This window comes from Croceitalea sp. P059 (genome assembly GCF_031846365.1).
Taxonomy (GTDB): Bacteria; Bacteroidota; Bacteroidia; order Flavobacteriales; family Flavobacteriaceae; genus Croceitalea; species Croceitalea vernalis.
In genome coordinates this window covers 644735-669614 of record NZ_JAVRHW010000001.1, presented here as the reverse complement: position 1 = coordinate 669614, position 24880 = coordinate 644735, and the positions used below count along the sequence as shown (strand labels likewise).

The following is a 24880-nucleotide window of genomic DNA, read 5'->3' as shown; positions in this document are numbered from 1 at the left end:
AGAATATCTTTTAAAAATCTAAATCATCTAAATCATCTTCAATGTCCAACTCTTTTTTCATCTCTTCAGCAATCTTTGCGCAATCGACATTAATAGATAATTCTTCAGGTTTTGCAAACTCTTCTTTTGAAATTCCTAGGGTTTCATTCTCGTAATTAGCCTTCATATATAAAGCCCAAATTGGTAAAGCCATGGATGCTCCTTCACCATAAGCACCAGATTTAAAATGCGTTGCTCTTTCTTCTCCACCAACCCAAACCCCAGTAACAAGATTTGGTACCATTCCCATAAACCAACCATCACTTTGATTTTGTGTAGTTCCGGTTTTTCCTGCTATTGGGTTTTTAAACTCATAAGGGTATCCTGTGATAATTTCTTTATACCTTGTTTGATTCTTACCAAAAGTATGCCTTAACCTTGCCCCTGAACCATATTCAGTAACTCCTTCCATCAAATTTACCATGGTATAGGCAACATCTTTGCTCAACACATCTTTTGTTTCAGGAACATATTCATACAACACTGTTCCGTTTTTATCTTCAATTCGGGTAACCATTACTGGCTTAACATAAACCCCTTGATTAGCAAATGTGCCATAGGCCCCAACCATTTCATAAACATTGACCTCTGGTACACCTAAAGCAATAGCTGGAACAGGAAGAATCTCTCTAGTAATCCCCATATTTTTTGCGATAGTAGCTACCGAACCAGGCCCAACTTGATCTATTAACTGTGCTGTCACCGTATTAACTGAATTTGCCAATGCATTTTTCAACGTTCTATTTTTTCCGGAATACTTTCCATTGGAATTTTTAGGGCACCATTTTTCCATGTTGCCATGTTTTAGAGGCTCAATACAATATTGAGAATCAGGTAAGGAATCACAGGGCGAATAACGTAATTGGTCAATTGCGGCTGCATATACAAATGGCTTAAAAGTAGACCCCGCTTGGCGTGTTCCCTGAATTACATTGTCATATTGAAAATGTTTATAGTCAACGCCTCCAACCCATGCCTTGACATGACCAGTTTGTGGCTCCATAGACATCATAGCGGTTCTTAAGAAAGTCTTATAATATCTAATAGAATCAAGTGGTGTCATGATAGTGTCTTTCTCGTAAGAATCACTGTTCCAATCAAACACCGTCATTTCAGTTTTTTTCTTAAATGAAGCCCTGATTTCATTTTCAGATTTACCTTGACCTTTTAAAACTCTCCAACGATCCGATGTTCTAATCGCTCTTTCGATAATGTTGTCTATCTCAAAAGTTTCTAAATCTAGAAATGGTGTAGTCGGATTACGTTCTGGAGTATTCTGCACAAAAAATTCCGCTTGTAGTTTAGCCATATGAGCTTCTACTGCATCCTCAGCATTCTTTTGCATTCTAGAATCAAGCGTTGTGAATATTTTTAACCCATCTTTATAGATGTTATATGATTCTCCGTCGGGCTTAGGGTTTTCTTTTACCCATCTATTTAACCAACGTTGCATGTACATTCTAAAATAAGTAGCAAGGCCCTCTCGGTGTGACTCTGGATTATAATTAAGGTTTAGAGGTAGTTCTTGAAGAGAGTCCTTTACCTGTTCATCTAAATAATCATATTTAGCCATCTGAGCTAAAACCACATTCCTTCTATTTCTTGTACCTATTGGGTTTCTGTGAGACCTAGGATTATAAAATGAAGAATTTTTGAACATCCCTACCAACATTGCTGATTCTTCCGTTCTTAATTCCATTGGTTCTTTTCCAAAATATATCCGCGATGCTGATCGTATTCCATCAGCATTGTTACCAAAATCATAAATATTGAAATACATAGCTATGATTTCTTCTTTGGTATAACTTCTCTCTAACTGAATCGCCAAAACCCATTCACGTATTTTTTGAAAATATCTTTTCCAACCAATAGCCTTTCTACCTACAAATAACTGTCTAGCCAATTGCTGCGAAATAGTACTGGCTCCACCTTTTTTTCCTAAATATGCCAAAGCACGTAAAAAGCCTCTTGCATCAATACCTGCATGTTTGAAATAGCGAACGTCTTCTGTGGCGACAAGTGCATTGATTAAATTCTCGGGTAATTGCGAGAAATCTACCGGCGTTCGGTTATCATCTAAATACAATTTGCCTAAAGTTTCTCCATCTGAAGAAATAAACTCAGTTGCCAAATTTGTTCTTGGATTTTCTAGATATTGATAATCAGGCATTTCTCCAAAAACGCCCCATGAAGCGAGTAAAAATATCAATACCACAGCAAGAATTCCGGACCCAAATAAAATCCAAAACCACTTGATAAACCTTTTAAAATTGTTTTTCTGTTTTTTCTTAGCCTGTGCCATTAGGGGGATTGTGTTTTTTCAATTTGTAGACCAATGTCTGTAATACCTTTTAATTCTTGAATACCACCAACGCTACCATTCTTTCGCATCGCATGTGATATTTTAAAATTATATACGCCAGAATCAGGAAAAACGACGTTTTCTCTAAACCACAATTTATTTTCTTTAATGCTTCCAGTGCCTTTACCTAACCAAGAACCATCAGGTAAAGCCATTTCAAATTCTAGGGTGTCAATAACTATTTCACCCTTAGGAGATTCCATTGCAGTTATTAAGAAAAGATTGCTAAACTCATATGAATTATCATTACGAACATTAATGAAGATGTTACGCCTTGTTAACGAGTCCACATTGGCAAAACTAAAACGGAGGGTGTCCTTCATTGTCCAAATACCATTATTTAAACTTCGGTATTCAGAATGCTCCAAATTTGATGTACAAGCGCACACAAAAACTACCAACAGTATTATAAAAAACTTCTTAGCCATTTTTTGCCGTTGTATTACGATTTTTTGACCTCCTTTTATTGTTCTTTCTCTTGTTATTCCGCTTCTTGTTTTTCGGCTTGTCAAAACGGTTCAAACTATCTTGACCTACTACGTTTTCAAAAACTAATTTTTCTTCAGAAATAGTTTCAACAACATAACCTTCAAGGCTTGCTACCTTTTTATTTAACTTATTTAATTCAAGTATCTCTAATACTTGATCTTTATGCAGGGCATGCCAATTAGCAGGGTCGTTCTTATATGAAAACCATAACATTTCTTTAAAAATATCAGATTTCTGACAAAAAGCCACTCCTTTTTCTGTTTGTAGTTTAGCGTCTTGTGGCGGGAAATTTTTAAGCGCATCCAGATACATGTCTAACTCATAGTTAAGACAGCATTTTAATTTACCGCATTGCCCGGCTAATTTTTGAGGATTAAGTGCTAGCTGCTGGTATCTAGCAGAAGCAGTGCTAACTGATCTAAAATCTGTAAGCCATGTTGAGCAACATAATTCACGACCGCAAGATCCAATGCCACCTAATCTTTGCGCTTCTTGTCTATACCCAATTTGCCTCATTTCAATACGAATACTGAAGGCTTTGGCCATGTCTTTTATCAACTGTCTAAAATCTACACGATCTTCCGCCGTATAGTAAAAAGTTGCTTTAGAACCATCTCCTTGAAACTCTACATCACTAAGTTTCATTTCAAGTTTTAAGGCAATTGCAATTTCTCTCGAACGTTTTTGAATTTCTTGTTCTTTGTCTCTACATTTTTGCCAAATATCAACATCTCTTTGTGATGCTTTTCGGTAAATTTTTGGAAGGTCTTTGTCTTCATAAGAAGTTTTTTTCTTCTTCATTTGCACCTTCACCAATTCACCTGTCAGGGTTACAATGCCAACATCATGTCCAGATTTTGCTTGCGTAGCTACAACATCGCCTATGGACAAAGAGAGATTTTCTGTATTTCTGAAGAATTCTTTTCGACTATTTTTAAACCGGACTTCTACGCAATCAAAGGGTTTTTGACCATTTGGCAACGACATATTAGAAAGCCAATCGAAAACTGTAAGTTTGTTACAACCATCGGTTCCGCAAGTACCATTGTTCTTACATCCACGCGGCTGTCCATCTTTACCAGTTGAACAACTGCTACATCCCATATTTTATATCTTGACTTAAAGAAATTTTTAAGAATTTCTTTAAAAAGGGTTCATATTTAACTCAAAAGTAAAGATAGCATAATTTAAGTTGTCACTTATTGCGACTTTTTAAACTTTAGCACCTCTGAACGACCCTTTTTGAAAATTTTATTGCTCGCGTGCTTACCTTTTCTGAGTTTCTTTTGCTCTTCAAAAGGCAATTCATGAATTTCTTTGCAATTGTACGAACAACAATTATTCATTTTTGTAGCGCAAGCCTCACATTGAATAAATAAAAGATGACAAGCTTCATTGGCGCAATTTACATGAGTATCACAAGGGTTTCCGCATTGATGACAATTAGCAATAACGTCTTCTGAAATACGTTCTCCCCTTCGGTGGTCAAAAACAAAGTTTTTTCCCAAGAATTTATTCTCTAAATTCTTAGAATTCACCTGTCGTGTATACTCAATGATACCTCCTTCAAGTTGATAGACTTGTTTAAAGCCTTTGTGCTTGTAATAGGCACTTGCTTTTTCACAACGAATTCCACCCGTGCAATACATTACCAGTTTTTTATCTTCTTTATGATCAGCCAAATCTTCTTCGATTATGTCAAGTGAATCTCTAAAGGTGTCAACATCCGGAGTAATAGCATTTTTAAAATGTCCTATTTCACTTTCATAGTGATTTCTCATATCAACCAATACAGTATCTGGATCTTCAATGAGCTCATTAAATTTTTCAGCACCAACATGAATTCCTTTATTGGTCACATCAAAAGTGTCATCATTAAGGCCATCGGCAACAATTTTATGCCGAATCTTTACTTTAAGTTTTAAGAATGATTTATTGTTTTGCTCAATAGCGATATTCAATCTTACATTTTCTAAAAATGTAATACTATCTAAGTGATTTTTAAAGACCTCGAAATTCTCGGCAGGAACAGATAACTGAGCATTGATACCCTCATGAGCAACATATATTCTGCCCAATACTTCCATTTCATTCCAATGAATGAAAAGATGATTTCTAAAAATTTCCGTGTTTTTTATGTGCGCATAAGTATAGAAAGAAATCGTTAGCCGGTCTTTACTTGCCTTTTCAATAAGTTCTTCCCTTTCTTTCGCACTTAATGTATTGTACAGTTGCATGCTATACCAATAGTTTTAAGTTGAAAATAAATGATTAAGACAAAAATAATGATTAAATAAAAAAGGCATCCTTGGGGAGGATGCCTTTTGACCACTACTTTTCTTTTTCATATTTAAAAGTCGTATCAGCGGTCTTGTGACTTTAAACTTAAAGTCATATGTACATTTGAATTAGCAATATTAAGATGTATGTATTTTTAATTGGTTGCGTTGGTACTTTAAAATCAAAAGAAGTGGTATTTTAGTTGTCTAATTTTTTTCAGATTATGAGTAACAATAACGAGGCCAAATTAAAAGCACTAAAACTTACCTTAGACAAACTAGATAAAACCTACGGAAAAGGAGCTGTCATGAAAATGGGTGATAGTGTAATTGAAGATGTTGAAGTAATTTCTTCTGGATCTTTAGGGTTAGATATAGCGTTAGGCGTTAGTGGATACCCGAGAGGTCGAGTTGTTGAAATATATGGCCCTGAATCATCAGGTAAAACTACCTTAACCTTGCACGCAATTGCTGAAGCTCAAAAAAATGGTGGTATTGCTGCCTTTATTGATGCGGAACATGCTTTTGACCGTTTTTATGCTAAAAAATTAGGTGTAGATATTGATAATTTAATCATTTCACAACCTGATAATGGAGAACAAGCACTAGAAATTGCTGATAATTTAATTCGTTCTGGCGCTATTGATATAGTGATTATCGATTCCGTAGCCGCACTTACACCTAAAAGTGAGATTGAAGGTGAAATGGGCGATTCGAAAATGGGTCTTCATGCACGTTTAATGTCTCAAGCTTTGAGAAAATTAACAGGCTCAATTAGCAAAACCAACTGTACCGTAATATTCATTAATCAACTCCGTGAAAAAATTGGGGTGATGTTTGGTAACCCAGAAACTACCACCGGTGGAAATGCGCTAAAATTTTATGCTTCTGTACGTTTAGACATTAGAAGATCTACGCAAATAAAAAGTACTGATGGTGCGGTTTTAGGAAATAAAACTCGCGTAAAAGTGGTCAAAAATAAAGTGGCGCCTCCTTTTAAAACTGCGGAATTTGACATCATGTATGGAGAAGGAATCTCTAAAGTTGGAGAAATTCTTGATTTAGGTGTAGCTTTTGAAATTGTCAAGAAAAGTGGCTCTTGGTTTAGTTACGGAGACACTAAATTAGGACAAGGTAGAGATGCTGTAAAAAACCTCTTAGAAGACAATCCTGAACTATCTGAAGAACTCGAAGAAAAAATTAAGGAGGCTTTAAAAGCTGTCAAAGAGTAAATTCTTTACATTTTATTTGATTAAATACCCTAAATACGCAACCTTAGCGTTATAGTCACATCTATATATTTAAGTATAATTGGTTATGATAAAGAAGGTAATAGTACTTCTATGCGTAGTAGTTATTTTTTCATTCTATGGTTGTGATATATCATCAGAAGAAAATTTTCAGTTCGTCAATCTCAAAATAGTATCCGTTGAATTGCCTGAGAGTTTTCAACAAAATGCCTCTCACAATATTCAAGTAACCTATGAAAGGCCGGATACTTGTACCTATTTTGAAGGTTTTGATGTATTTGAAGGAGAATTGAATACTAGAAGTATAGTAGCTATTGGCTCTTTTTTGGAGCAAGAGGACTGTGTTTTAATGGATGACGATATAACAGCTTCTTTTGAATTTACAGCCCTTAATATAGGCACTTATACCCTAAGATTTTATTCTGGTAATGATGCAAATGGCAATCCTGAATACTTAGAATATATAGTACCTGTTAGACCAGAAGGCGTAAACTAATTTAAACCTAACCAACTATTTTGAGTCTTGAAGAACTCATAGACAATTGTAAAAAAGGACGGCGAAAAGCCCAAGAAGAGCTCTATAGAAAATATTCTAATGTGCTCTTTGGTATATGCTTAAAGTATTCGCGAAATAAAACTGAAGCTGAAGATAATCTTCATGATAGTTTTATGACCATTTATGATAAAATTGGTCAGTTTAATCATAAAGGTTCTTTTGAAGGTTGGATAAAACGTATAACTGTTAATACGGTTTTACAGAAATATAGAAAACAGAAACATTTAGATGTAGTTACAGAGAACTATGGCGAAATTATTGATGTTGAGGTGCAAGAAACGAATATAAGTTTATCAAGACTATTAGCTTATATACAGGAGTTGCCAAATAAATATCGCCTGACTTTTAATTTATATGTGATGGATGGTTATTCACATAAAGAGATTAGTGAACTGTTAGGTACCTCGACAGGAACGTCAAAATCAAATCTAGCTCGGGCTAGAATGATTTTAAAAGAAAAGCTAGAAAAAGAAAATATAAACATTGCTTAAAGTTTTTAAGGATGGAAAAAAATAATTTAGACAATCTCTTTAGAGATAAATTAAAAGACTTCAAGGAAGTGCCTGATGAAGGTGTTTGGAAAAGCATTGAAGCATCTTTAGAGAAAAAAGATAAGAGAAGAGTTGTACCAATATGGTGGAAACTCGGTGGCATTGCAGCGCTTTTAGCTGTTTTATTTTATGTGATAAATCCCTTTAGCGCCGACAAATCAATTGAAGAAACGATAATAACTGATATTCGGGATGATCAAACAATAGATGGTAAAGACGTTTTTGAAAATAATGAATTACCAGCTAACATCAAAAATGACAATACTACTGAAGTAACCAGTATTAATACTGAAGAAAATGAAGCCTATATTGAGGAGAAAGAAAAAGCATCAGCGATTAAATCTTCAGGAAATGTTAAGTTTTTAAATTCCAATAGCTATGAAAACCAAAATCAGGCTGTCGTCAACAACAATAAGATTGATAATTCTAAAAATAAAGCTGAGGATAAACCAAAATTTTCAACCCAACAAATCAATGAAACTGTTGAAAGCAAAAGAAATGCAGTTGCCGAGATCACAAACAAGAAACCTGTTATAGAAAATACCACGAATACTGACCTTTTCAAATCACAAGAACAAGTTGTTGAAAGTAATGTGACGCAAAAAGAAGAAGTAGAAGATGAAATCAAAATATCCATTTTTGATGCCATAGCTGAACAAAACCAAGATGAGGAAAAAGAAATAACTGAAAAATCAGAAAGTAGATGGGCTATGGGGCCGTCAGTTGCACCTGTTTATTTTGATGCACAAGGACAAGGTTCTCCCATTCACTCAAATTTTGCTTCTAATACTAAATCTGGTAATGTTAACTTAAGTTATGGTTTACAAGTATCTTATGGGGTAAGTAAAAGGTTGAGTATAAGAACAGGGGTGCATAAAGTTGATTTTGGCTATGATACCAATGATGTGGTCTTTTCTTCGTCATTGCAAGCTTCAACTAATGACCTTATTGATAATATAAGTTATTCTCAAGCCTCTCGAAATTTAGTTGTGGAGAGCAAGCCCAGAAGTGATGCTGCTGCTAGTGATGTTACTTCATCAGAATTTAATGCTACTAGCCCTGCATTAGAAGGTCGAATGGTGCAACAAATGGGATACCTAGAAGTCCCTTTTGAATTAAACTATGCCCTTGTAGATAAAAAATTAGGCATTAACGTAATTGGCGGGGTGAGTTCTCTATTCTTAGTTGACAATTCTGTTTCTTTAGAATCAGAAGGGTTAGTTACCGAAATGGGGCAGGCAAATAATTTGAATGACGTCAATTTCAGCACCAATATTGGATTAGGTTTTAATTATGAATTTTCTCCAAAAGTACAGTTGAATTTAGAACCTGTTTTTAAATACCAATTGAACACATTTTCAGACACCGCGGGTCTATTTAGACCTTATACCATTGGTGTTTATAGTGGTGTAAGTTTTAAATTCTAAAGAAGTTGGTTAGTTGTCACTCTTGTGACAATTTAAAGAGCCTTTCAATTAATATTGGAGGGCTCTTTTATTTTTAAGGAATTCAAAATAGTTTCTCTCACCTCTTCGCGTAAGGTTGATGTATCTTCACTTCCAAGAATTCCAGTTTCAAAAAACTCATGTATTCTAACTCTTAGTTTACCGGGACCTCCACTAAAAAATGTCCAAGAAAATCGGGTCTTACAATCATAAAAGGTCATCGGAACAATCGGTATATTATGTGCAATGGCCATTCTAAAAGCCCCATCTTTAAACTTATCTAAAAGTACTTCTTCGTCAGGCACACCTCCTTCCGGAAAAATACAGATACTTAATTCGTTATTCAATCTTTTCTGAACACTACGATATACTGCCGTTCTGCTTTTTGGATCATTTCTATCCACCAAAATACAAACGCGCTTATAAAAAAATCCAAACAGAGGTATTTTAGCCAACTCTTTTTTTCCAACAAAAACAAAAGGATTTTTACTAACATAAAGCATCAACATAATGTCGAGCATACTTGTATGATTAGCAACCAACATATAGCTTTCGTTTTTAATTAATTCTTGTTGCCTTTCAATTCTAGGAGGACAACCCATACCGTACAAAATGGTTTTTGCCCATAAGTTTCTGGCCAGCCAAAAAAATTGGGGATAGGTCTTTTCAGAAATCGTTGTAATCAGTAAAAAGGGAAAGAAGACAACTATTGGCAATGCAACAAGTATATAAAACCAGACGCGGTAAAAAGTGTACCCAATGTTTTTTAAAAGCCTTAACACGATTTCAAAAGTAGAATATTTGATTATGAACTTGGCCAATCTTTTTGAATTGACTTGAAAATTTCTCTTTTTAAGACTTATTCTTCGAGAACAAAAAATTTCTATATTTAAAATCCAGCTTAAATAAATCTCAAAATGAACATTTTATATCCTTTAATCATTGCTGCTTTAGCTGGATGGCTTGCTGGCAAAATAATTAAAGGTGGTGGTTTTGGAAACCTCGTCAATATTATATTAGGCATTGTTGGCGGAGTAGTTGGTAACTGGGTTTTTAAGACACTTGCACTGTCAATTAATTCAGAAGTTATAGGAGATTTGGTTACGGGACTTATAGGAGCTTTAGTAATTTTATTTATCGCTGGACTTTTTAAAAAATAACTCCTAATCACTTCTTTTTAATCCTTTACGGATTGTTTACATTTACGATTCAAAATTAGAGCATGGCAAGAATACTTACGGGTATACAAAGTACGGGTATACCGCATTTGGGCAATATTTTAGGAGCTATAATTCCGGCTATAGAAATGGCGCAAAATCCTGAGAATGAGTCGTTTTTATTCATTGCGGATATGCATTCACTTACTCAGATAAAAAATGGTGAAGAACTCAGAAATAACACTTACGCTACTGCAGCAACTTGGTTAGCTTTTGGTCTTGATGTTGAAAAGACTGTTTTTTATCGCCAAAGTGATGTGCCTCAAGTAACAGAATTGTCATGGTATTTGAGCTGTTTTTTTCCATACCAACGACTGACTCTTGCCCATTCGTTCAAGGATAAAGCTGACCGGTTAGAAGATGTTAATGCCGGACTTTTCACATACCCCATGCTTATGGCTGCTGATATCTTACTATATGATGCCAATATTGTTCCTGTAGGCAAAGACCAATCTCAACATTTAGAAATGACACGTGATGTTGCTTCAAGATTTCATGCCCAATTTGGTGAAACCTTTGTGTTGCCTGACACAAAGCTACAAGAGAGCACGATGTACGTTCCGGGTACGGATGGCGAAAAAATGAGTAAAAGCAAAGGAAATACTATCAATTTATTTCAAACAGATAAAAAACTAAGAAAACAGTTGATGGGTATTGTGACGGATAGTATACCAATGGAAAATCCTAAAGATCCAACTGATGATAATGTTTTTGCCTTATACAAGCTTTTAGCAACTCAAGAGGAAATTGAGGAAATGAGTGCTAATTATTTGGCAGGTAATTATGGTTATGGGCATGCAAAACAAGCGCTCTATGAAACAATTATTCAGAAATTTGAAGAACCTCGAGAAAAGTTTGAATATTATATGAACAATCTTAATGAGATTGACGATGCCCTAGCCTTAGGCGCTAACAAAGCTTGTAAGGTGGCTAATAATGTTCTTGATCGGGTTAGAGAAAAAGTTGGGTACTAAAAACCTTCTTTTTCATTGTAATAATTTAGAATACAATGAAAATTGACCGCTTGTCGACTTCTTTGTCCTTTTTAAGGCTTCAAATTTGACCTCTCGTTAAGGCTTGACGCATCATAAAAATGCAAATCGATAGTTAAAGAACCTATTTCTGCTGTTAAAAAACACTTCCAACCAGAAAACCCTTTCTGTCTGAAAACAATCGGTGAGTGGTATCCATAAAATTTCTAAAATTAGATTGCTTCGAATAATTTACCAGGTAACGGGCGAATAATACCTTTCATCTCCATATTCAAAAGAGTAGCAGAAACTTTGAAAATTGGCAAACCACATGCTAAAGCTACGGTATCCAGTAACTGTTTCCCGTTTAACTGCAAGTATTGGTAGATAGACTTTTCTGTTTCATCAAGTTCGATGAAAAGTTGTTTTTGAACTGGAGTTTTTTTCTCCTTCTCAATCTCCCATCCTAACAAATAAATCAAATCCGCTGCTGACGTGAGCATTTGGGCCTTTTGTTGTTTGATTAAATTATTACAGCCTAAACTATACCTGTCCGTTGAACGACCAGGAACAGCAAAAACATCCCGATTATAACTATGCGCAATATCAGCCGTAACCAAACTACCTCCTTTTTCGGCAGATTCCACTACAATTGTTGCCTCGCTGATACCTGCAATAATTCGGTTTCGCTTTAAAAAATTTTCCCGTTCTGGATTACTAGAACTCCAAAATTCAGTCAAGAAACCTCCATTTTTCTCAATAGGGGCTCTATACTTTTTATGTGTTTTAGGATATATTTGGTTTAAACCATGCGCTAAACACCCTATGGTTTGAAGACCCTTTTCCAGTGCTGCTCTTTGGACATTAATATCAACTCCGTAGGCAAAACCACTAATTATAACGGGGTCTAAAGGAGCAATATCTTCAATAAACTTTTCACAAAAGGCCTGACCGTAGCTCGTAATATTTCGGGTGCCTACTACACTAACTATTTTTTTATCTTTTAAATCAATATCTCCAGATTGAAAAAGTAAAATAGGAGCGTCAATACAATGCTTTAATCTCTTGGGATAATCATGGTCCAAAAAATAGATACACTTAATGCTATTATCCTCTATAAATCTATATTCCTGCTCGGCTGTTTCGAGGTATTCACTATCAAAAAGATGTTTTAATGTATAACTGCCGATGCCATCAATTTTTAAAAGGCTTTCTTTTTTTTCTTGAAAAATTGCTGCCGCAGAATCAAATCGATCCAGTAATTTTTTAGCAATAACATCACCTATATTAGGAATTCTCTGTAGTCTTAGTAAGGCAATAAGTTCATTTTCAGACATCAATACTTCAACTTGAGTTTTTCACAAAATACACAAATTAGAATGTTAATAAAAAGTTATCTCGACTATTTTGTGGTTGTTCTTTTTTTGTAATATTTGCCTCAATGCGCGTAGAACATTACATCAAAGAATTACTGTATCGTTACAACTGTGTTGTAATGCCTGAATTTGGTGCTTTTCTTGCTCATTCTTCCTCTGCAAGGGTTGATGCTAGCACAAATACCTTATATCCTCCTACAAAGGTCATTTCTTTTAATGAGCAATTAGCTAAAAACGACGGACTTCTTGTTTCACACATTTCTAAGGCCAAAAAACTTTCTTATGAAGATATTCTTGAAGAGGTCAATGAAACCTCAAAAGAATGGAAACAAAAACTATTACAAGGTGAAGTCATAGACCTTTTTGGTGTTGGCAAACTAAAATTAAATCTTGAAGGTAAAATACAATTTAAGCCGGAGAACAAAATTAATTATTTGACCTCTTCGTTTGGATTATCCTCTTTCGCATCTAAACCAATTCTTCGTGAAAAATTGAAAGAAGAAGTTGAAGCAATTGAAGAGCGTATTCCTTTTATAATTACCCCTGAACAAAGAAAAGAAGGTTCGTTTAGACCACTAATGAAATATGCTGCTATTGCACTCTTGTTGTTGTCTTTAGGTGTTTCTAGCTATCAATTTTATAATCAAAATAATCTCCAACAACAATTAGTGGATAGCGAAGCTAAAGAACAAGTAGAAAGACATATTCAAGAAGCTACTTTCTTTGACAATTCTCCAATGGAATTGCCTTCGTTGAATTTAGCAGTGACTAAAAAAGATATTGAAGAGGGGCCATTGCACCATGTTGTGGCTGGTGCCTTTAGAATAAAAGGAAATGCTGATAAAAAAGTAACTCAATTAAAACAATTGGGGTACAATGCAAGATATATTGGTGCTAATAGATATGGCTTACATCAAGTATCTTATGCTAGTTTTAGTAATAATAAAGAAGCATTAAAATTATATCGCAAAATTAAGCGCAGTACTTCACCTGACGTTTGGATTCTTTCTGATTAATAAAAGCACCTTGCCCTTAAAAAGGACACTTCTTTAAATCAACTTCATAATTTCAAAAGAATAGAATTATCGATTAATATCGATATTTGACCCTTATCTTTGCGCAAAATTTCAATGATGCGTGCAAAAAATCCTAGTGAATCGAGAACTGTCATGACTGATATGGTTTTGCCAAGTGAAACCAACCCTTTGAACAATCTCTTTGGTGGTGAACTGTTAGCTCGTATGGATCGTGCGGCAAGCATTGCTGCTCGCAGACACAGCCGACGTGTGACGGTGACTGCCTCGGTAAATCATGTAGCTTTTAATCGAGCCGTGCCTTTAGGCAGTGTAGTAACGGTTGAAGCAGCCGTCTCAAGGGCTTTTAGAACCTCTATGGAGATTTATATTGATGTTTGGATGGAAGATCGCTTCACTGGAGAAAAAACAAAGGCTAATGAAGCTATTTACACTTTTGTAGCTGTCGATGAAACAGGAGTTCCAACCGAAGTGCCAGCTTTAGCACCTGAGACAACCTTGGAAAAAGAACGTTTTGAAGCAGCACTTAGACGAAAACAATTGAGTTTAGTGCTCGCAGGCAAAATGAAACCAACTGATGCCACTGAGCTTAGGGCTCTTTTTATGGGTTAAAGCACATAAAATTTTAACCCGAAAGATGGCGCAAAAATTGAGGTATTGCCAAACACATCGTCGAGCTCAGAAGGGCGCTTAATAGACCAAAAATCCCAATTATTCTGAAGCCCTACGTAAAAACCTAACCAATAATTCAAACGATAAGAGAAATTTAAGTTTGCCATTAAGGCGAAACCGCTATCATTAAAACGTCGAAAATCTCTTTCATTTCTTAAAGTAACACTACCTAAACCAATGGAGGCTTCCAACTGAATGTCCTTTTTTTTATCTAACAGAGAATACCCAGTGGTAACAAAAAAATGTGTCATACCACTAGCATCAATGGGCCCTACTAATTCTTGGTCAATTACTCTTCCTTTAAAAGCCTGCAATTGTAATCCTATCAATAACTTATGATTGAGCTTAATCTGTGCCTCAATATTTACTCCGTTCCAGGTATCATATCCATCAGCAATGAAATTACTTCCATAAGCCAAAGGGCTTAAAAAACCTACCTTACCTTGCCCAAGGATATCATAATAATAATCCGCTTTATCTTTACTTACCTGTGCTTCCTGGGCAAACAAAGCGAAAGACAAAAGAGAAAAGAAGAAAATATTAAGCTTTCTAAAATTCAAATTCAAAAGAGCCTGATTGTTCATTGACAATAATTTGTAGTTGTTCAGAAGCTGTTATACCATTATTAATTAATTGATAATCAATAAGTATGGTGTCACTTTCTATGACCTTAAAAGTGTTTTCTTTGGTGAATTCTGTCGGTAATAGTTCATTAAATCCGCTATCTCTTCCGTCATCTATAAAATAATAATCGGATACTGGATTATTACCTATAATCTTTACTCCTCTGTTGTACTGCCAACTATATCTTAGAGTATCAGTAAGATTCATAGTTCTAGATGCCTTGAGTTCAAATTCCAAAGCCTTGTCAATAACTACCTCGCCCAAGTCATAAGTGTTATTATCTGTTTTTTCTCGATTTATGAAATTGATTATCAGTGGAGCGTATTCTGTTTGAAATGCCTGAGAGCCCTCAAAATTAAAAAGAGTGTAAATATTCGAAGCATTAAGTGGCTTTAATGCAGTGATTGCAACATCGCCATTATTATCACTCGATCCTCTCCCGATTAATTCACCGAAATTATAATTTAATTGACCTTCTAATTGATAACCATACTCTCTACTAGCAAAAACCTCTACTGGTGTATTCTGAAATAAATTACCATCAGAATTAACAAGTCTAGCTTTTAATAACAAACGTTGATTGTCTTGAAACTCAATTTCATCTTCGCAATCAAAAGCAACAAGTAAAAGCGCAAGAGCGCAAACAAGTATTTTTTTCATATTTATTAAGGTACTAGTCTTAATTAATGGTTGCTCTAAATGATGTAAAATTTAGGTTAACAAAACCTATAATTGAAAAATCCAATTTTCTGGATTAAGCTTTTGGGTATCTTGATAAAGGTAGAATTTTAGGCTTGTAGCATTATTAAACCGATTGGTATATATTTCACCTAAAGGCTCTTTTGCACTAACTATGTCACCTTTTTGCACATAAACTTTAGCAAGATTGTAATACATGCTTATGTAGTTACCATGGCGCAAATAAACTCCCTTAACACCCATTTTGTTGGTCTGAATAGTAATGACCTCTCCTTCAAAAATAGCTCTTGCTTGTGCGCCTTTATCTGTAGCGATTGTCACTCCATTATTCTCACGAGTAATTCCCGGGTAAATCTTATCCTTATACTTTCCAAAGCCCTGACTTTTAATTCCTTTTTCTACCGGCCAAATTAGTTTCCCTTTATTGGAAGAAAAATTAGTCGCTATTAATTTTGCCTCTGGGGTTAAAGCAAACTTAGCAGAGCTTGCGCTTCCTGACCCTTTATTAGAGCTTGCTATAGCTGCTCTAATCAATGCATCTATTTCACGATTAATTCTCCGTGCTTCTTTCTTTTTATTATCAATAGCGCTGGTATACTTACTCTCATTTTGTCGTATGCTTTTTAAGAGGTCTTTCTGCGAAGTAATTTCCTTATAGAGGTCTTTTTTGACTTTTCTATTTTCAGACAATAATCGGTCTTTGACTTTTCGTTGCTCAACAAGATCACTATTTAAGTTAGCTAGTTTTTTTGTCTTATCAATAATGTCTTCACCTTGCTTTTTTCTAAACTTAGTATACTGCTCCATATATTGGAGTCTTTTAAATGCTTGAAAAAAGTTTTGGGAAGATAAAAGGAACATCAGTCTATTCTCTTGAGATTTGTTTTGATAAGATTTCCGTATTAACTCAGCGTACTCACTTTTGAGTAATTCTAAATCTTCTCTTAATTTACCAATACTACGAACATTGGCATTGATTTGTCTGTTTAATAAATTAGACTGCTGGTTGGTTACTCGGATAAGCTCCTGTTTGATATTTATTTTTCTATCTAAATCATCCATTTGCTCTAACACATTGCCCTTTTCCTTTTTTTCTGCAAAAAGCAATCTGTTCATTTCCTTAATCTCTTTTTGCAAGCGTGCCCTTTTAGCCTCCAAGGCCTTTTGCTCGCTTGATTGAGAAAAACAATTAAGGCTCACACAAAATGCCAAAAAGAAAAAAATGATATGGTTTTTGTGAGCCAATGCCATATTAATTCAAAACAATTTGTTTATAACCTTTCGGTATTTTATAAGGGAAGTTCAGTTTTCGGTCAAATTCAAAACCTTTATATTCCAGTTCAATAGTATTCGTGCTGTCATCACTAATAGCTTCAATATCAACAGTATTAGGCACCACCTTGTTGGTCACTTCTGCATACGAATACTCCATTTTTAGAAACCTATTCTCAGATGGTTGTGAAATTTGTTGTTGTGAAATTTTAAAATTAGTTGGTTCTAAAAAGAATAATATTTTATATAACTCTTGCTGTTTTCTTGGTTTTAAATTATACTTTCCATCGGCGATTGATATCGCATATTTATCATCTCTTAAATCAAGAACAGCATTACCAATTAATAAATTCTGCACTATTTGAAAATCAACTTCAGTCCCAAGAATATTACTCAAATATGCATAATCACCGTCAAAATATTCATTTTGTAAGCGGTTATAAAAAGAAACCTTTTCAGGCGTTATATGCGCCTTGACCATTCCTAATGGGGCACTTATCCAAATAACCTCATCCTTCTTCATACGCAGACTTACACTAAAACCCTGACTACTCTCTCCGTCAGAGTAATCTATTTTTACTTTTCCGCTTAATGTTTCAAAATCAAGTTCGTTTTGGTAATGATTTTGAATTATTTTTTTGGCAGAAAGCGAATTATCCAATTCCCCAGCCGCTATGGACTTAGTTGATTTGCAAGAAGCAAAAAGTATTGTTAGCGACAAAACAGCAATACAGTTCTTAATATTGGGGCTTAAAATCATATTAAAATCCTGGTTTTATCTTACGAAGGTACTCATTTGCCTTAGAAAAATTATTAGTCTTAGTATAGGCATCAGACATAGTTTGGTAAACTCTATTAGCTAGTTTTTGATTATCAAAAAGATAATCCAAAGAAGATTTTAAAACATCAATCGCTTGACTGTCTTTATTGTTTTTATGTAAAGCCAATCCGTAAGCATAATAAAAATAAGGTTGTAAGGGATACAATTCAACCGCTTCTTTGGCGCGGCTTTCCACTATTTGAAACTGCCCAAGTTGAATTTGTTGCTCTAAATTCAGTTTTAAACTTTTAACGGGGTCATTGTTGACGACCACGGGCTGGATAGTTTTGGTCGTGCTTTGGGGCTTAGCCTTGGACAGGGTATCTTGAATTTTAAGGGTCAATTCTTCCTTAATGTCTGATTTGGAAAGTCCCTTCAAAACCGAGAGGGCATCATTATACTTCCGGCGCTTGTAATAGATCAAGGCTAAATTCTTTTGAAGACCTTCATTTTCATACGGAATGGTATTTTTTATGGATTCGATAGTGTTAGATTGTTTTTCAAGTATCGCAATCAAAGTATCTAAATACCAATAATTGGTTTCATCAGTAATTATGGATTCGATTGCATAGCGCTCTGCCTCCACATAATTTTTATCTAATAAATGGGTTTTGGCAAGTTCGTGATTGATAACATTCAATTCTGGGTCGAGGCGCTTACATTCTAAAAAAAGATTGGCTGCCCTATCATAATTTTGAATACCCTTTTGTTTTATGGCCTCAAAAAAAGCTTCTTGAAACTCATCGGTATATTCCTCAAGAAATACCTCAGCACTTTCTTCTTCTTGAATAACTTTTGGGGTTTCTTGGGCAAAGGAATAACTTATCATGGTAAAAAAGACCAAAAACAAACTCAATAATATTTCCCTTCTATTCAACCCAATACTCATTAAAAGCTTCTTTTTTCAAACGGAGTTCCATTTTCTTTTTATTTAAATCTACAATATTATAGTGCCTCACATACAACCATTCGTATTTACCATCATAAAAAATCTGCTGAATCCCTTTTTTGTCTTTGTTAAGAATCCATTTTTCAGAACCTAGAAAAGAAATTAATCTCGGTGAGACACAATGTGCAAAGTTGCCATACTTTATTTGAGATAAGACTCCTTTTTCGTTTTTTACAAACGTTACCTGCTCGTTTGTATCATTATCTTTACCGTAATCAGACCGTTTTGAGTGAAATATTAAGATACTATCATTTGAAGATTTTGAAGAAATGTACCAATCACCGTAAATCATTTTTAATTGAAGACATTCTTGACTATAAACCTCTCTTGGAATACCCAAAAGAACAAAAAGACTGACCAGTATAACTTTCTTAGCCATATACTTATATTTATAGCCTACGAATTATCATTTTCTCATAATCCAAGTGCGTGATGTAAAAAGACTTCTCCTCCATCAAGGTGTATTTTTTACCTTTTTCGGCCTTATAATATGACAAAGTCAATATTGGCATAGTAGTCTCATAATTAAATGACCAAATTCCTTTACTCCAGCTTGGAATTCTATTTTTTCGATTATCGTTTCCACACCTTTTATAAACATTGCCATCATCAAACTTTAGCCTAAAAATAGTAGAGCCTTCTTTAAATGCAAAAGACGGTTCGCTGCTAGAATATTCTGATTCATTAAAATTATTTAAAATACGATAAACCTTTTGAGCGCCGTTTGATTCTTTTTTGGAAAAATACCAATCATTATAAAGAGCTTTCACGTTAAGGTTTTTGTGTATCTGGCCATAATTGTTAAAACCAATAAGAAAAATTAAATACAAAATAACTCTGAAACTTACCATGAAACGAATTGATTAAAAAAATTAAAATCAATAATCATTCCAAAACCGAATAATCCCCAATACTAATCGTCTCAAAATTACCATCGTACTTTACATGATTACCTATCATAGCATTGTCCAAATTAGCGTTTTTGATACTGGTATGGCTTTGAATTATACTATTTTTAACTGTTGAGTCTTCAATTACTGTATCTGCACCTATCGAAACAAAAGGACCAACCGTAGTGTTTTTTAAGACTACATTTTCACCGATAAAACAAGGTTCAATGATATTCGCATTCTCCTTTTTAACTGAAGTCGAAATCATACTTTCACCATCTTTCTCTAAAAAGCCTAACATGCGCTGATTAGTCTCTACTGTTACTTTTTTATTCCCGCAGTCCATCCATTCATCAACCTGACCAGTTACAAATTTCTTGCCTTCTAACATCATTCGCTTAATACCATCATTAATTTGGTATTCTCCGCCATTAATTACATTATTATCCAAAACGTACTGCAGTTCTTTTTTTAATGCACCAACATCTTTAAAGTAATAGATTCCTATTACGGCTAAATCAGAAACAAATTCTTCGGGTTTTTCTACCAATTCAACAATCTCGTTAGCTTCATTTAATTTAACAACGCCAAAAGCTTCTGGTTCGGCAACTTGTTTTACCCAAATAACACTATCTGCATCTTTATCTAGATTAAATTCAGCTCGAATTAAAGTATCGGCATAAGCAATTACCGCTGGGCCACTTAAAGAGGGTTTAGCGCTCATAATAGCATGTCCAGTGCCCAAAGGCTCATCTTGTCTGTAAATTGAAGCTTTCGCACCTAAACCTTCAGCTAAATCTTTTAAACTAGCGACAACTTCTTCACCAAAAAATGCTGGATCTCCTAGGATAAAAGCAACTTCTTCTATAGGTTCGCCAAGTACCTTTGCAATGTCACTCACCAAGCGATGCACGATAGGTTTCCCTGCAACAGGAATCAATGGTTTTGGTACAGTTAAACTATGCGGACGTAATCTTGAGCCTCTGCCGGCCATTGGGACAATTATTTTCATGAAAGAAGTTTAGTAATTATTAGTTTTATGATATTGTAAACGTTAAAGAAAGACAGTTATTTTTTGAAATCTTTAGTTATCTCAATAAGTAAAACATTTAGTTATAATTTCACTTTACACCCGTGCTACCAAATCCGCCAGCTCCTCGTGTAGTCTCTGAAAGTTCATTTACTATATTCCATTCGGCACGTTCGTGTTTTGCTATAACCATTTGCGCTACACGTTCCCCATTTTCAATGGTAAAATCTTCATTTGATAAGTTTACCAAAATAACCCCTATCTCACCTCGATAATCGGCATCCACAGTACCAGGAGCATTCAAAACAGTTATTCCTTTTTTAGCCGCCAAACCACTACGTGGTCTTACTTGAGCTTCAAAACCAATAGGTAATTCAATAAATAATCCTGTTTTTACAATGGTTCTTTCTAAAGGTTTTAACGTTATGGATTCTGAAATATTGGCTCTTAAATCCATTCCCGCTGAAGCTATTGTTTCATAGTGAGGTAATGGATGTTCCGATTTGTTAATGATGTTAATTTGCACGTTTTAAGAATATAGATTTTAGTTTGTCCCCTTCTAGTTTATAAATAAGTCCCAAAAATACTAAAAGCAGTATGCTTCCAGCTATTAAGTTTCGTTCAAATACATAGAATGATAAAACAGAAAAAAGAACAGATATTCCGGCATAAAAACAGATTTTACGCATGTTATATGGAATTGGATAATGCTTTCTTCCGAAATAATAAGACAAGGACATCATGGTGCCATAGGCTATTAACGTTCCCCAAGCAGAAGCCATATACCCAATTTTCGGAATTAAAGCAAAATTGATAACTAAAGTCAAAATAGCACCAATTGATGAGATGTAAGCGCCGTATTTTGTTCTATCTGTTATCTTGTACCAAACAGAAAGATTATGATAAACGCCTAAACAAAAGCTAGCTAATAGTATTATAGGTACGGCGGACATCGCATCCCAGTAAGCTTCATTACGCACCATTATTAGCTTCAAAATATCTGCAAAAACAACCACAGTGAGCAAAATCGCGCTTCCTAAAATGACAAAATAATTTGTTATTTGAGCATATGCCTTTTGAGGATTTTTGGTTTTTGAATGACTGAAGAAAAAAGGTTCAATCCCTAATCGAAATGCTGTTGCAAAAAGAGTCATAAATAGTGCGAGCTTTATACAAGCCGCATACTTTCCCATTTCTGATTTAGCAATATCCTCTGGTAATAATTCCGTCAACAAAAAACGATTAAAAACCTCATTAATACTAAAAGCGATACCTGCTATCATCACAGGGACAGCGTAAACAATCATCTTTTTCCAAAGTTCAGTATCAAAAGAATAAGACCTTCTAAAATATATTTTAGCCATCAAAATAAACGTTAATGCACTAGCAGCAACATTCGAAATCAATATATAGTTTATTTCATTTTCAGGTATAAATAGCTTTCCCAAAAATGAATCTGGATTCTCACTGAATATTTTCGGTAATAATAAAATAAAGAAAAGGTTTAGCCCTAAGTTAACCGCTACATTAATGATTTTAATGATAGCATATCGTAAAGGTTTCTCATTTGCTCGTAACCATGCAAAGGGCACAATAACCAAGGTGTCAAGAAAAAGTATGAGTAAGACATACATTACGTAAGAGCTATCAAAGTTCAAAACTCTACCAAGATTTTCCTTAAATAAATACCCTACAAAAAAGAACAATGTTGAGCTCACCAATAATGAGACTAAAGAAGTAGTTACTACCTTATCTCGTTGATCTGTTTCCCTATAAAAACGAAAAAAAGCTGTCTCCATTCCATAGGCTAAAAAAACATTGAAAACCACAAACCACATAAATATTAATTGCACCTCTCCGTACATGCCAGGAGGCATTACTGAGGTATATAGTGGTACCAGCAAAAAAGAGAACATCCTAGGCAAGACCGTCGCCAAGCCGTAAATTGCTGTTTGTTTAAAAAGCTTCTTAAGCGGGTTCAATAGTAAATTTGCTTTTAAAAGAAACCCCGAAGATATACTTCGGGGCCATATGTTTTATAAAAGTAGGCAATATCTACCATCCTTAAAAAGACAGAACGTCACTTACTTATAAATTAAAGGTTTCTGTTCTTTGATGCCTTCAATCTTATAATACTTTATTTTCTCACCATCCATATAACTAACGACACATTGGTCCGTTCCCAGTTCAAAAGGAAATTTTTCTTTTTTAGTTGGGGGTTGATTGCCCACTTCTTGTTTTGAATCAGCATGCATGACCATATCCATTTTTTCAGAGCTTTCATTTTTAAAGCTTGCTTTCGCCATCCACTTTCCTTCAGAAGAAACTAAAGACACGTCAGCTATCATACCTCTAAAATAAGCTTGTTGCATTTTCATTTCATCCATATTATCGCTTAATAAAGGTATTTCTAAATTAATTCCAGAACCTGTTTCAGCTCGACCGCCTTGCCAAGTTTGACAAGTTGCTTGTCCTAATTCAAAAGGAGGATTCTCAACCAATTTCTTTTGCGAAGAACATGCTGATAAAGAAAAAACCAGTGCTAATATGCTATAAGTAAATACTTTCATTTGTGTGTATTTTGATTGTTATAAAGATATGAAACCAAAATTAGTGCCAAATAAAAAGATTTACTTCATTTGTTTGATTCTTATTATCTTATTGGAATGAAAAAACCAACAGCGAAAATGCAAATCAAAAATTTTATTTTCTATAAATCATTCGTTCTAATTCTCTCCTTAATTCTTTCTTGTCAACAAGAAAAAGAAAGTCTACCAAAAGAACGGCCAAATATCATTTTCATAATGTCAGATGATCACGCTTATCAAGCAATAGGTGCTTATGGTAGTAATCTGATTAAGACTCCTCATATTGATAGAATTGCGAGAGAAGGAATAACATTTAACAATGCTTGTGTGACGAATTCTATCTGTGCTCCTTCAAGAGCGACCATACTGACAGGCAAGCATACTCATATCAATGGTAAAACTGATAATCAAAGACCTTTTGATACTACCCAAGTCACTTTCCCTGAATTATTTCAAAAAGCAGGTTACAACACCGCAATGTTTGGTAAACTTCATTTTGGAAACAACCCAAAAGGGGTAGATGATTTTATGATTCTACCAGGACAAGGAAATTATATCAACCCCGATTTTATTGTCAAAACCGGAGATACTATTAGAAAAGAAGGTTATGTAACCGATGTCATTACGGATGTTACTTTAGATTGGTTAGATAAAAAGCGTGACACCTTAAAACCTTTTATGTTAATGTATTTACATAAAGCCCCTCATCGCCCCTGGTGGCCAAGACCCGATAAATTCGAAGCGTTTTTAAGCAAAACCTTTCCTGAACCGGAAACACTTTTCGATTCCTATGAAAATAGGGGTACAGCCGCAAAAACTGCTCAAATGAATTTGCTAACTGATATGATGTACAATCATGATAGCAAAATTAGACCTGAACTAACGGAGAAAATGAAGCCACAGCCTGCCGTTCCAGAATACAAGGGCGGTTTTGATAATCCTTATAGTAATCGTGCTACTGCAGCACAAAAAGCCCTGTATGAGCCTATATTAGATAAAATAAATGCTGATTTTGAAGAAAATTGGCCCAAAATGACCAATGAAGAAAAAATGCGTTGGAAATACCAGCGCTACATGCAAGATTATTTAGCCTGTATATCATCAGTTGATGATAATGTAGGTCGTGTTCTAGACTATTTAGACAGTCATAAATTAACTAAGAATACTCTTGTTATCTATACTTCTGACCAAGGATTTTATTTAGGTGAACATGGCTGGTTTGATAAACGTTTTATTTACAATGAATCTTTTAAAACGCCATTACTTGTACGATGGCCTAATGAAATAAAAGCAGGAATCAGTAGTGAAGAAATGGTGCAAAACCTTGATTTTGCCCAAACACTTTTAGAAGCAGCACAAATTCCATCACCTGATGACATGCAAGGAGAAAGCCTAATGCCTTTATTAACTTCTAATGAAGCTGAATGGACAAGAGATGCGGTATATTATCATTATTACGAATATCCAGCCGTACATCAAGTTAAAAGGCATTATGGCATTGTAACTACAGCATTTAAATTAGCTCATTTTTATTATGATGTTAATGAATGGGAACTGTATGATCGTAAAAATGACCCTTATGAAATAAACAATGTTTATAACGACCCGGCTTATTCCGAAGTTGTAAAGTCTTTAAAACTAAAGTTAGATGATTTAAGAAATCATTATGGAGACTCTGATGAACTCAATCAAAAATATATTAATATTCATTTAGAGAATAGTATTGATTCTCCATTGAAAAGAAAAAGCTCTTAAAAAAGATCGTCG

At 34.6% G+C, this 24880-nt stretch carries 26 protein-coding genes; 9 read left to right on the top strand and 17 right to left on the bottom strand.

The window, feature by feature from the left end:
• Positions 1-10: 10 nt before the first annotated feature.
• From RM542_RS02950 to RM542_RS02935, 4 genes are all read right to left on the bottom strand, one after another.
• The gene (locus tag RM542_RS02950) at positions 11-2341 is read right to left on the bottom strand and encodes a transglycosylase domain-containing protein (RefSeq protein ID WP_311384217.1); all 2331 of its coding nucleotides are present in this window, start codon (positions 2339-2341) and stop codon (positions 11-13) included.
• Positions 2341-2829 carry a gliding motility lipoprotein GldH gene (locus RM542_RS02945; protein ID WP_311384216.1) on the bottom strand — a complete coding sequence of 163 codons (489 nt, stop codon included), beginning with the start codon at positions 2827-2829 and terminating at the stop codon, positions 2341-2343. The genes RM542_RS02950 and RM542_RS02945 overlap by 1 nt, the downstream gene beginning before the upstream one ends.
• Entirely contained in the window at positions 2822-3994 is a 1173-nt protein-coding gene (locus RM542_RS02940; RefSeq protein WP_311384215.1) for a regulatory iron-sulfur-containing complex subunit RicT, read from the bottom strand. Before RM542_RS02940 ends, RM542_RS02945 begins: the two co-directional genes overlap by 8 nt.
• A gap of 95 nt (positions 3995-4089) precedes the next feature.
• Positions 4090-5127, bottom strand: a complete 1038-nt coding sequence (locus tag RM542_RS02935) for a rhodanese-related sulfurtransferase (protein ID WP_311384214.1) — start codon at positions 5125-5127, stop codon at positions 4090-4092.
• 266 nt (positions 5128-5393) lie between these two features.
• Here RM542_RS02935 and recA point away from each other — a divergent pair, with 266 nt between their 5' ends.
• From recA to RM542_RS02915, 4 genes are all read left to right on the top strand, one after another.
• Complete coding sequence (recA, locus tag RM542_RS02930) at positions 5394-6401, top strand: recombinase RecA (RefSeq protein WP_311384213.1); 1008 nt, start codon at positions 5394-5396, stop codon at positions 6399-6401.
• Between the two features lie 85 nt (positions 6402-6486).
• Positions 6487-6915, top strand: coding sequence for a hypothetical protein (locus tag RM542_RS02925; RefSeq protein ID WP_311384212.1), 429 nt, complete (start codon positions 6487-6489; stop codon positions 6913-6915).
• A gap of 20 nt (positions 6916-6935) precedes the next feature.
• On the top strand, positions 6936-7466 hold the full coding sequence (locus RM542_RS02920; RefSeq protein ID WP_311384211.1) for a sigma-70 family RNA polymerase sigma factor: 531 nt from the start codon (positions 6936-6938) through the stop codon (positions 7464-7466).
• A gap of 11 nt (positions 7467-7477) precedes the next feature.
• Positions 7478-8953, top strand: a complete 1476-nt coding sequence (locus RM542_RS02915) for an outer membrane beta-barrel protein (protein ID WP_311384210.1) — start codon at positions 7478-7480, stop codon at positions 8951-8953.
• A gap of 44 nt (positions 8954-8997) precedes the next feature.
• Here RM542_RS02915 and RM542_RS02910 read toward each other — a convergent pair whose 3' ends face one another.
• Positions 8998-9753, bottom strand: a complete 756-nt coding sequence (locus RM542_RS02910) for a lysophospholipid acyltransferase family protein (RefSeq protein WP_311384888.1) — start codon at positions 9751-9753, stop codon at positions 8998-9000.
• 135 nt (positions 9754-9888) lie between these two features.
• Here RM542_RS02910 and RM542_RS02905 point away from each other — a divergent pair, with 135 nt between their 5' ends.
• Both RM542_RS02905 and trpS read left to right on the top strand, forming a co-directional pair.
• The gene (locus RM542_RS02905) at positions 9889-10131 is read left to right on the top strand and encodes a GlsB/YeaQ/YmgE family stress response membrane protein (protein WP_311384209.1); all 243 of its coding nucleotides are present in this window, start codon (positions 9889-9891) and stop codon (positions 10129-10131) included.
• Positions 10132-10193: 62 nt separating this feature from the next.
• Entirely contained in the window at positions 10194-11162 is a 969-nt protein-coding gene (trpS, locus tag RM542_RS02900) for a tryptophan--tRNA ligase (protein WP_311384208.1), read from the top strand.
• A 230-nt stretch (positions 11163-11392) separates the two neighbouring features.
• On the opposite strand, the gene dprA is transcribed toward trpS, so the two are convergent.
• Complete coding sequence (gene dprA / locus RM542_RS02895; RefSeq protein ID WP_311384207.1) at positions 11393-12496, bottom strand: DNA-processing protein DprA; 1104 nt, start codon at positions 12494-12496, stop codon at positions 11393-11395.
• Positions 12497-12600: 104 nt separating this feature from the next.
• On the opposite strand from dprA, the gene RM542_RS02890 reads away from it, so the two are divergent.
• Together RM542_RS02890 and RM542_RS02885 are read left to right on the top strand one after the other, a co-directional pair.
• The gene (locus tag RM542_RS02890) at positions 12601-13551 is read left to right on the top strand and encodes an SPOR domain-containing protein (RefSeq protein WP_311384206.1); all 951 of its coding nucleotides are present in this window, start codon (positions 12601-12603) and stop codon (positions 13549-13551) included.
• Positions 13552-13668: 117 nt separating this feature from the next.
• A complete protein-coding gene (locus tag RM542_RS02885) occupies positions 13669-14181 on the top strand; it encodes an acyl-CoA thioesterase (RefSeq protein ID WP_311384205.1) in 513 nt (170 codons plus the stop codon).
• On the opposite strand, the gene RM542_RS02880 is transcribed toward RM542_RS02885, so the two are convergent.
• The 11 genes from RM542_RS02880 to RM542_RS02830 all read right to left on the bottom strand — a co-directional run bounded on the left by RM542_RS02880 (position 14178) and on the right by RM542_RS02830 (position 23095).
• Positions 14178-14825, bottom strand: coding sequence for a hypothetical protein (locus RM542_RS02880; RefSeq protein WP_311384204.1), 648 nt, complete (start codon positions 14823-14825; stop codon positions 14178-14180). The two genes, RM542_RS02885 and RM542_RS02880, sit on opposite strands and share 4 nt — an antisense overlap.
• On the bottom strand, positions 14791-15525 hold the full coding sequence (locus tag RM542_RS02875; RefSeq protein WP_311384203.1) for a hypothetical protein: 735 nt from the start codon (positions 15523-15525) through the stop codon (positions 14791-14793). The genes RM542_RS02880 and RM542_RS02875 overlap by 35 nt, the downstream gene beginning before the upstream one ends.
• 66 nt (positions 15526-15591) lie before the next feature.
• The gene (locus RM542_RS02870) at positions 15592-16701 is read right to left on the bottom strand and encodes a peptidoglycan DD-metalloendopeptidase family protein (RefSeq protein ID WP_311384202.1); all 1110 of its coding nucleotides are present in this window, start codon (positions 16699-16701) and stop codon (positions 15592-15594) included.
• A gap of 115 nt (positions 16702-16816) precedes the next feature.
• Entirely contained in the window at positions 16817-17596 is a 780-nt protein-coding gene (locus RM542_RS02865) for a DUF4292 domain-containing protein (RefSeq protein WP_311384201.1), read from the bottom strand.
• Position 17597: 1 nt separating this feature from the next.
• Positions 17598-18545 (bottom strand): hypothetical protein, encoded by a 948-nt coding sequence (locus tag RM542_RS02860; protein ID WP_311384200.1) that lies wholly within the window; start codon positions 18543-18545, stop codon positions 17598-17600.
• The gene (locus RM542_RS02855; protein WP_311384199.1) at positions 18526-18984 is read right to left on the bottom strand and encodes a hypothetical protein; all 459 of its coding nucleotides are present in this window, start codon (positions 18982-18984) and stop codon (positions 18526-18528) included. The genes RM542_RS02860 and RM542_RS02855 overlap by 20 nt, the downstream gene beginning before the upstream one ends.
• 10 nt (positions 18985-18994) lie before the next feature.
• Positions 18995-19375, bottom strand: a complete 381-nt coding sequence (locus tag RM542_RS02850) for a hypothetical protein (protein WP_311384198.1) — start codon at positions 19373-19375, stop codon at positions 18995-18997.
• A gap of 115 nt (positions 19376-19490) precedes the next feature.
• The gene (locus tag RM542_RS02845) at positions 19491-20507 is read right to left on the bottom strand and encodes a sugar phosphate nucleotidyltransferase (protein WP_311384197.1); all 1017 of its coding nucleotides are present in this window, start codon (positions 20505-20507) and stop codon (positions 19491-19493) included.
• A 109-nt stretch (positions 20508-20616) separates the two neighbouring features.
• A complete protein-coding gene (dut, locus tag RM542_RS02840; RefSeq protein WP_311384196.1) occupies positions 20617-21051 on the bottom strand; it encodes a dUTP diphosphatase in 435 nt (144 codons plus the stop codon).
• Positions 21041-22507: an oligosaccharide flippase family protein gene (locus RM542_RS02835; protein WP_311384195.1), complete on the bottom strand. Its 1467-nt coding sequence runs from the start codon at positions 22505-22507 to the stop codon at positions 21041-21043. Before RM542_RS02835 ends, dut begins: the two co-directional genes overlap by 11 nt.
• Positions 22508-22609: 102 nt before the next feature.
• Entirely contained in the window at positions 22610-23095 is a 486-nt protein-coding gene (locus RM542_RS02830; RefSeq protein ID WP_311384194.1) for a hypothetical protein, read from the bottom strand.
• 96 nt (positions 23096-23191) lie between these two features.
• Between RM542_RS02830 and RM542_RS02825 the strand changes: the two genes are divergently transcribed.
• Complete coding sequence (locus RM542_RS02825) at positions 23192-24868, top strand: sulfatase (RefSeq protein WP_311384193.1); 1677 nt, start codon at positions 23192-23194, stop codon at positions 24866-24868.
• The last annotated feature ends 12 nt before the right edge of the window (positions 24869-24880 follow it).

Bases quoted from the DNA above. Each gene is read 5' to 3' on its own strand.
- RM542_RS02860 (WP_311384200.1), bottom strand. From the start codon at position 18,545: ATGAGTATTGGGTTGAATAGAAGGGAAATATTATTGAGTTTGTTTTTG.
- recA (WP_311384213.1), top strand. From the start codon at position 5,394: ATGAGTAACAATAACGAGGCCAAATTAAAAGCACTAAAACTTACCTTA.
- RM542_RS02890 (WP_311384206.1), top strand. From the start codon at position 12,601: ATGCGCGTAGAACATTACATCAAAGAATTACTGTATCGTTACAACTGT.
- RM542_RS02885 (WP_311384205.1), top strand. From the start codon at position 13,669: ATGCGTGCAAAAAATCCTAGTGAATCGAGAACTGTCATGACTGATATG.
- RM542_RS02830 (WP_311384194.1), bottom strand. From the start codon at position 23,095: ATGAAAGTATTTACTTATAGCATATTAGCACTGGTTTTTTCTTTATCA.
- RM542_RS02945 (WP_311384216.1), bottom strand. From the start codon at position 2,829: ATGGCTAAGAAGTTTTTTATAATACTGTTGGTAGTTTTTGTGTGCGCT.
- RM542_RS02865 (WP_311384201.1), bottom strand. From the start codon at position 17,596: ATGATTTTAAGCCCCAATATTAAGAACTGTATTGCTGTTTTGTCGCTA.
- RM542_RS02905 (WP_311384209.1), top strand. From the start codon at position 9,889: ATGAACATTTTATATCCTTTAATCATTGCTGCTTTAGCTGGATGGCTT.
- RM542_RS02825 (WP_311384193.1), top strand. From the start codon at position 23,192: ATGAAAAAACCAACAGCGAAAATGCAAATCAAAAATTTTATTTTCTAT.
- RM542_RS02950 (WP_311384217.1), bottom strand. From the start codon at position 2,341: ATGGCACAGGCTAAGAAAAAACAGAAAAACAATTTTAAAAGGTTTATC.
- RM542_RS02925 (WP_311384212.1), top strand. From the start codon at position 6,487: ATGATAAAGAAGGTAATAGTACTTCTATGCGTAGTAGTTATTTTTTCA.
- RM542_RS02880 (WP_311384204.1), bottom strand. From the start codon at position 14,825: ATGAACAATCAGGCTCTTTTGAATTTGAATTTTAGAAAGCTTAATATT.
- RM542_RS02875 (WP_311384203.1), bottom strand. From the start codon at position 15,525: ATGAAAAAAATACTTGTTTGCGCTCTTGCGCTTTTACTTGTTGCTTTT.
- RM542_RS02845 (WP_311384197.1), bottom strand. From the start codon at position 20,507: ATGAAAATAATTGTCCCAATGGCCGGCAGAGGCTCAAGATTACGTCCG.
- RM542_RS02855 (WP_311384199.1), bottom strand. From the start codon at position 18,984: ATGGCTAAGAAAGTTATACTGGTCAGTCTTTTTGTTCTTTTGGGTATT.
- dprA (WP_311384207.1), bottom strand. From the start codon at position 12,496: ATGTCTGAAAATGAACTTATTGCCTTACTAAGACTACAGAGAATTCCT.
- RM542_RS02915 (WP_311384210.1), top strand. From the start codon at position 7,478: ATGGAAAAAAATAATTTAGACAATCTCTTTAGAGATAAATTAAAAGAC.
- RM542_RS02935 (WP_311384214.1), bottom strand. From the start codon at position 5,127: ATGCAACTGTACAATACATTAAGTGCGAAAGAAAGGGAAGAACTTATT.
- RM542_RS02940 (WP_311384215.1), bottom strand. From the start codon at position 3,994: ATGGGATGTAGCAGTTGTTCAACTGGTAAAGATGGACAGCCGCGTGGA.
- trpS (WP_311384208.1), top strand. From the start codon at position 10,194: ATGGCAAGAATACTTACGGGTATACAAAGTACGGGTATACCGCATTTG.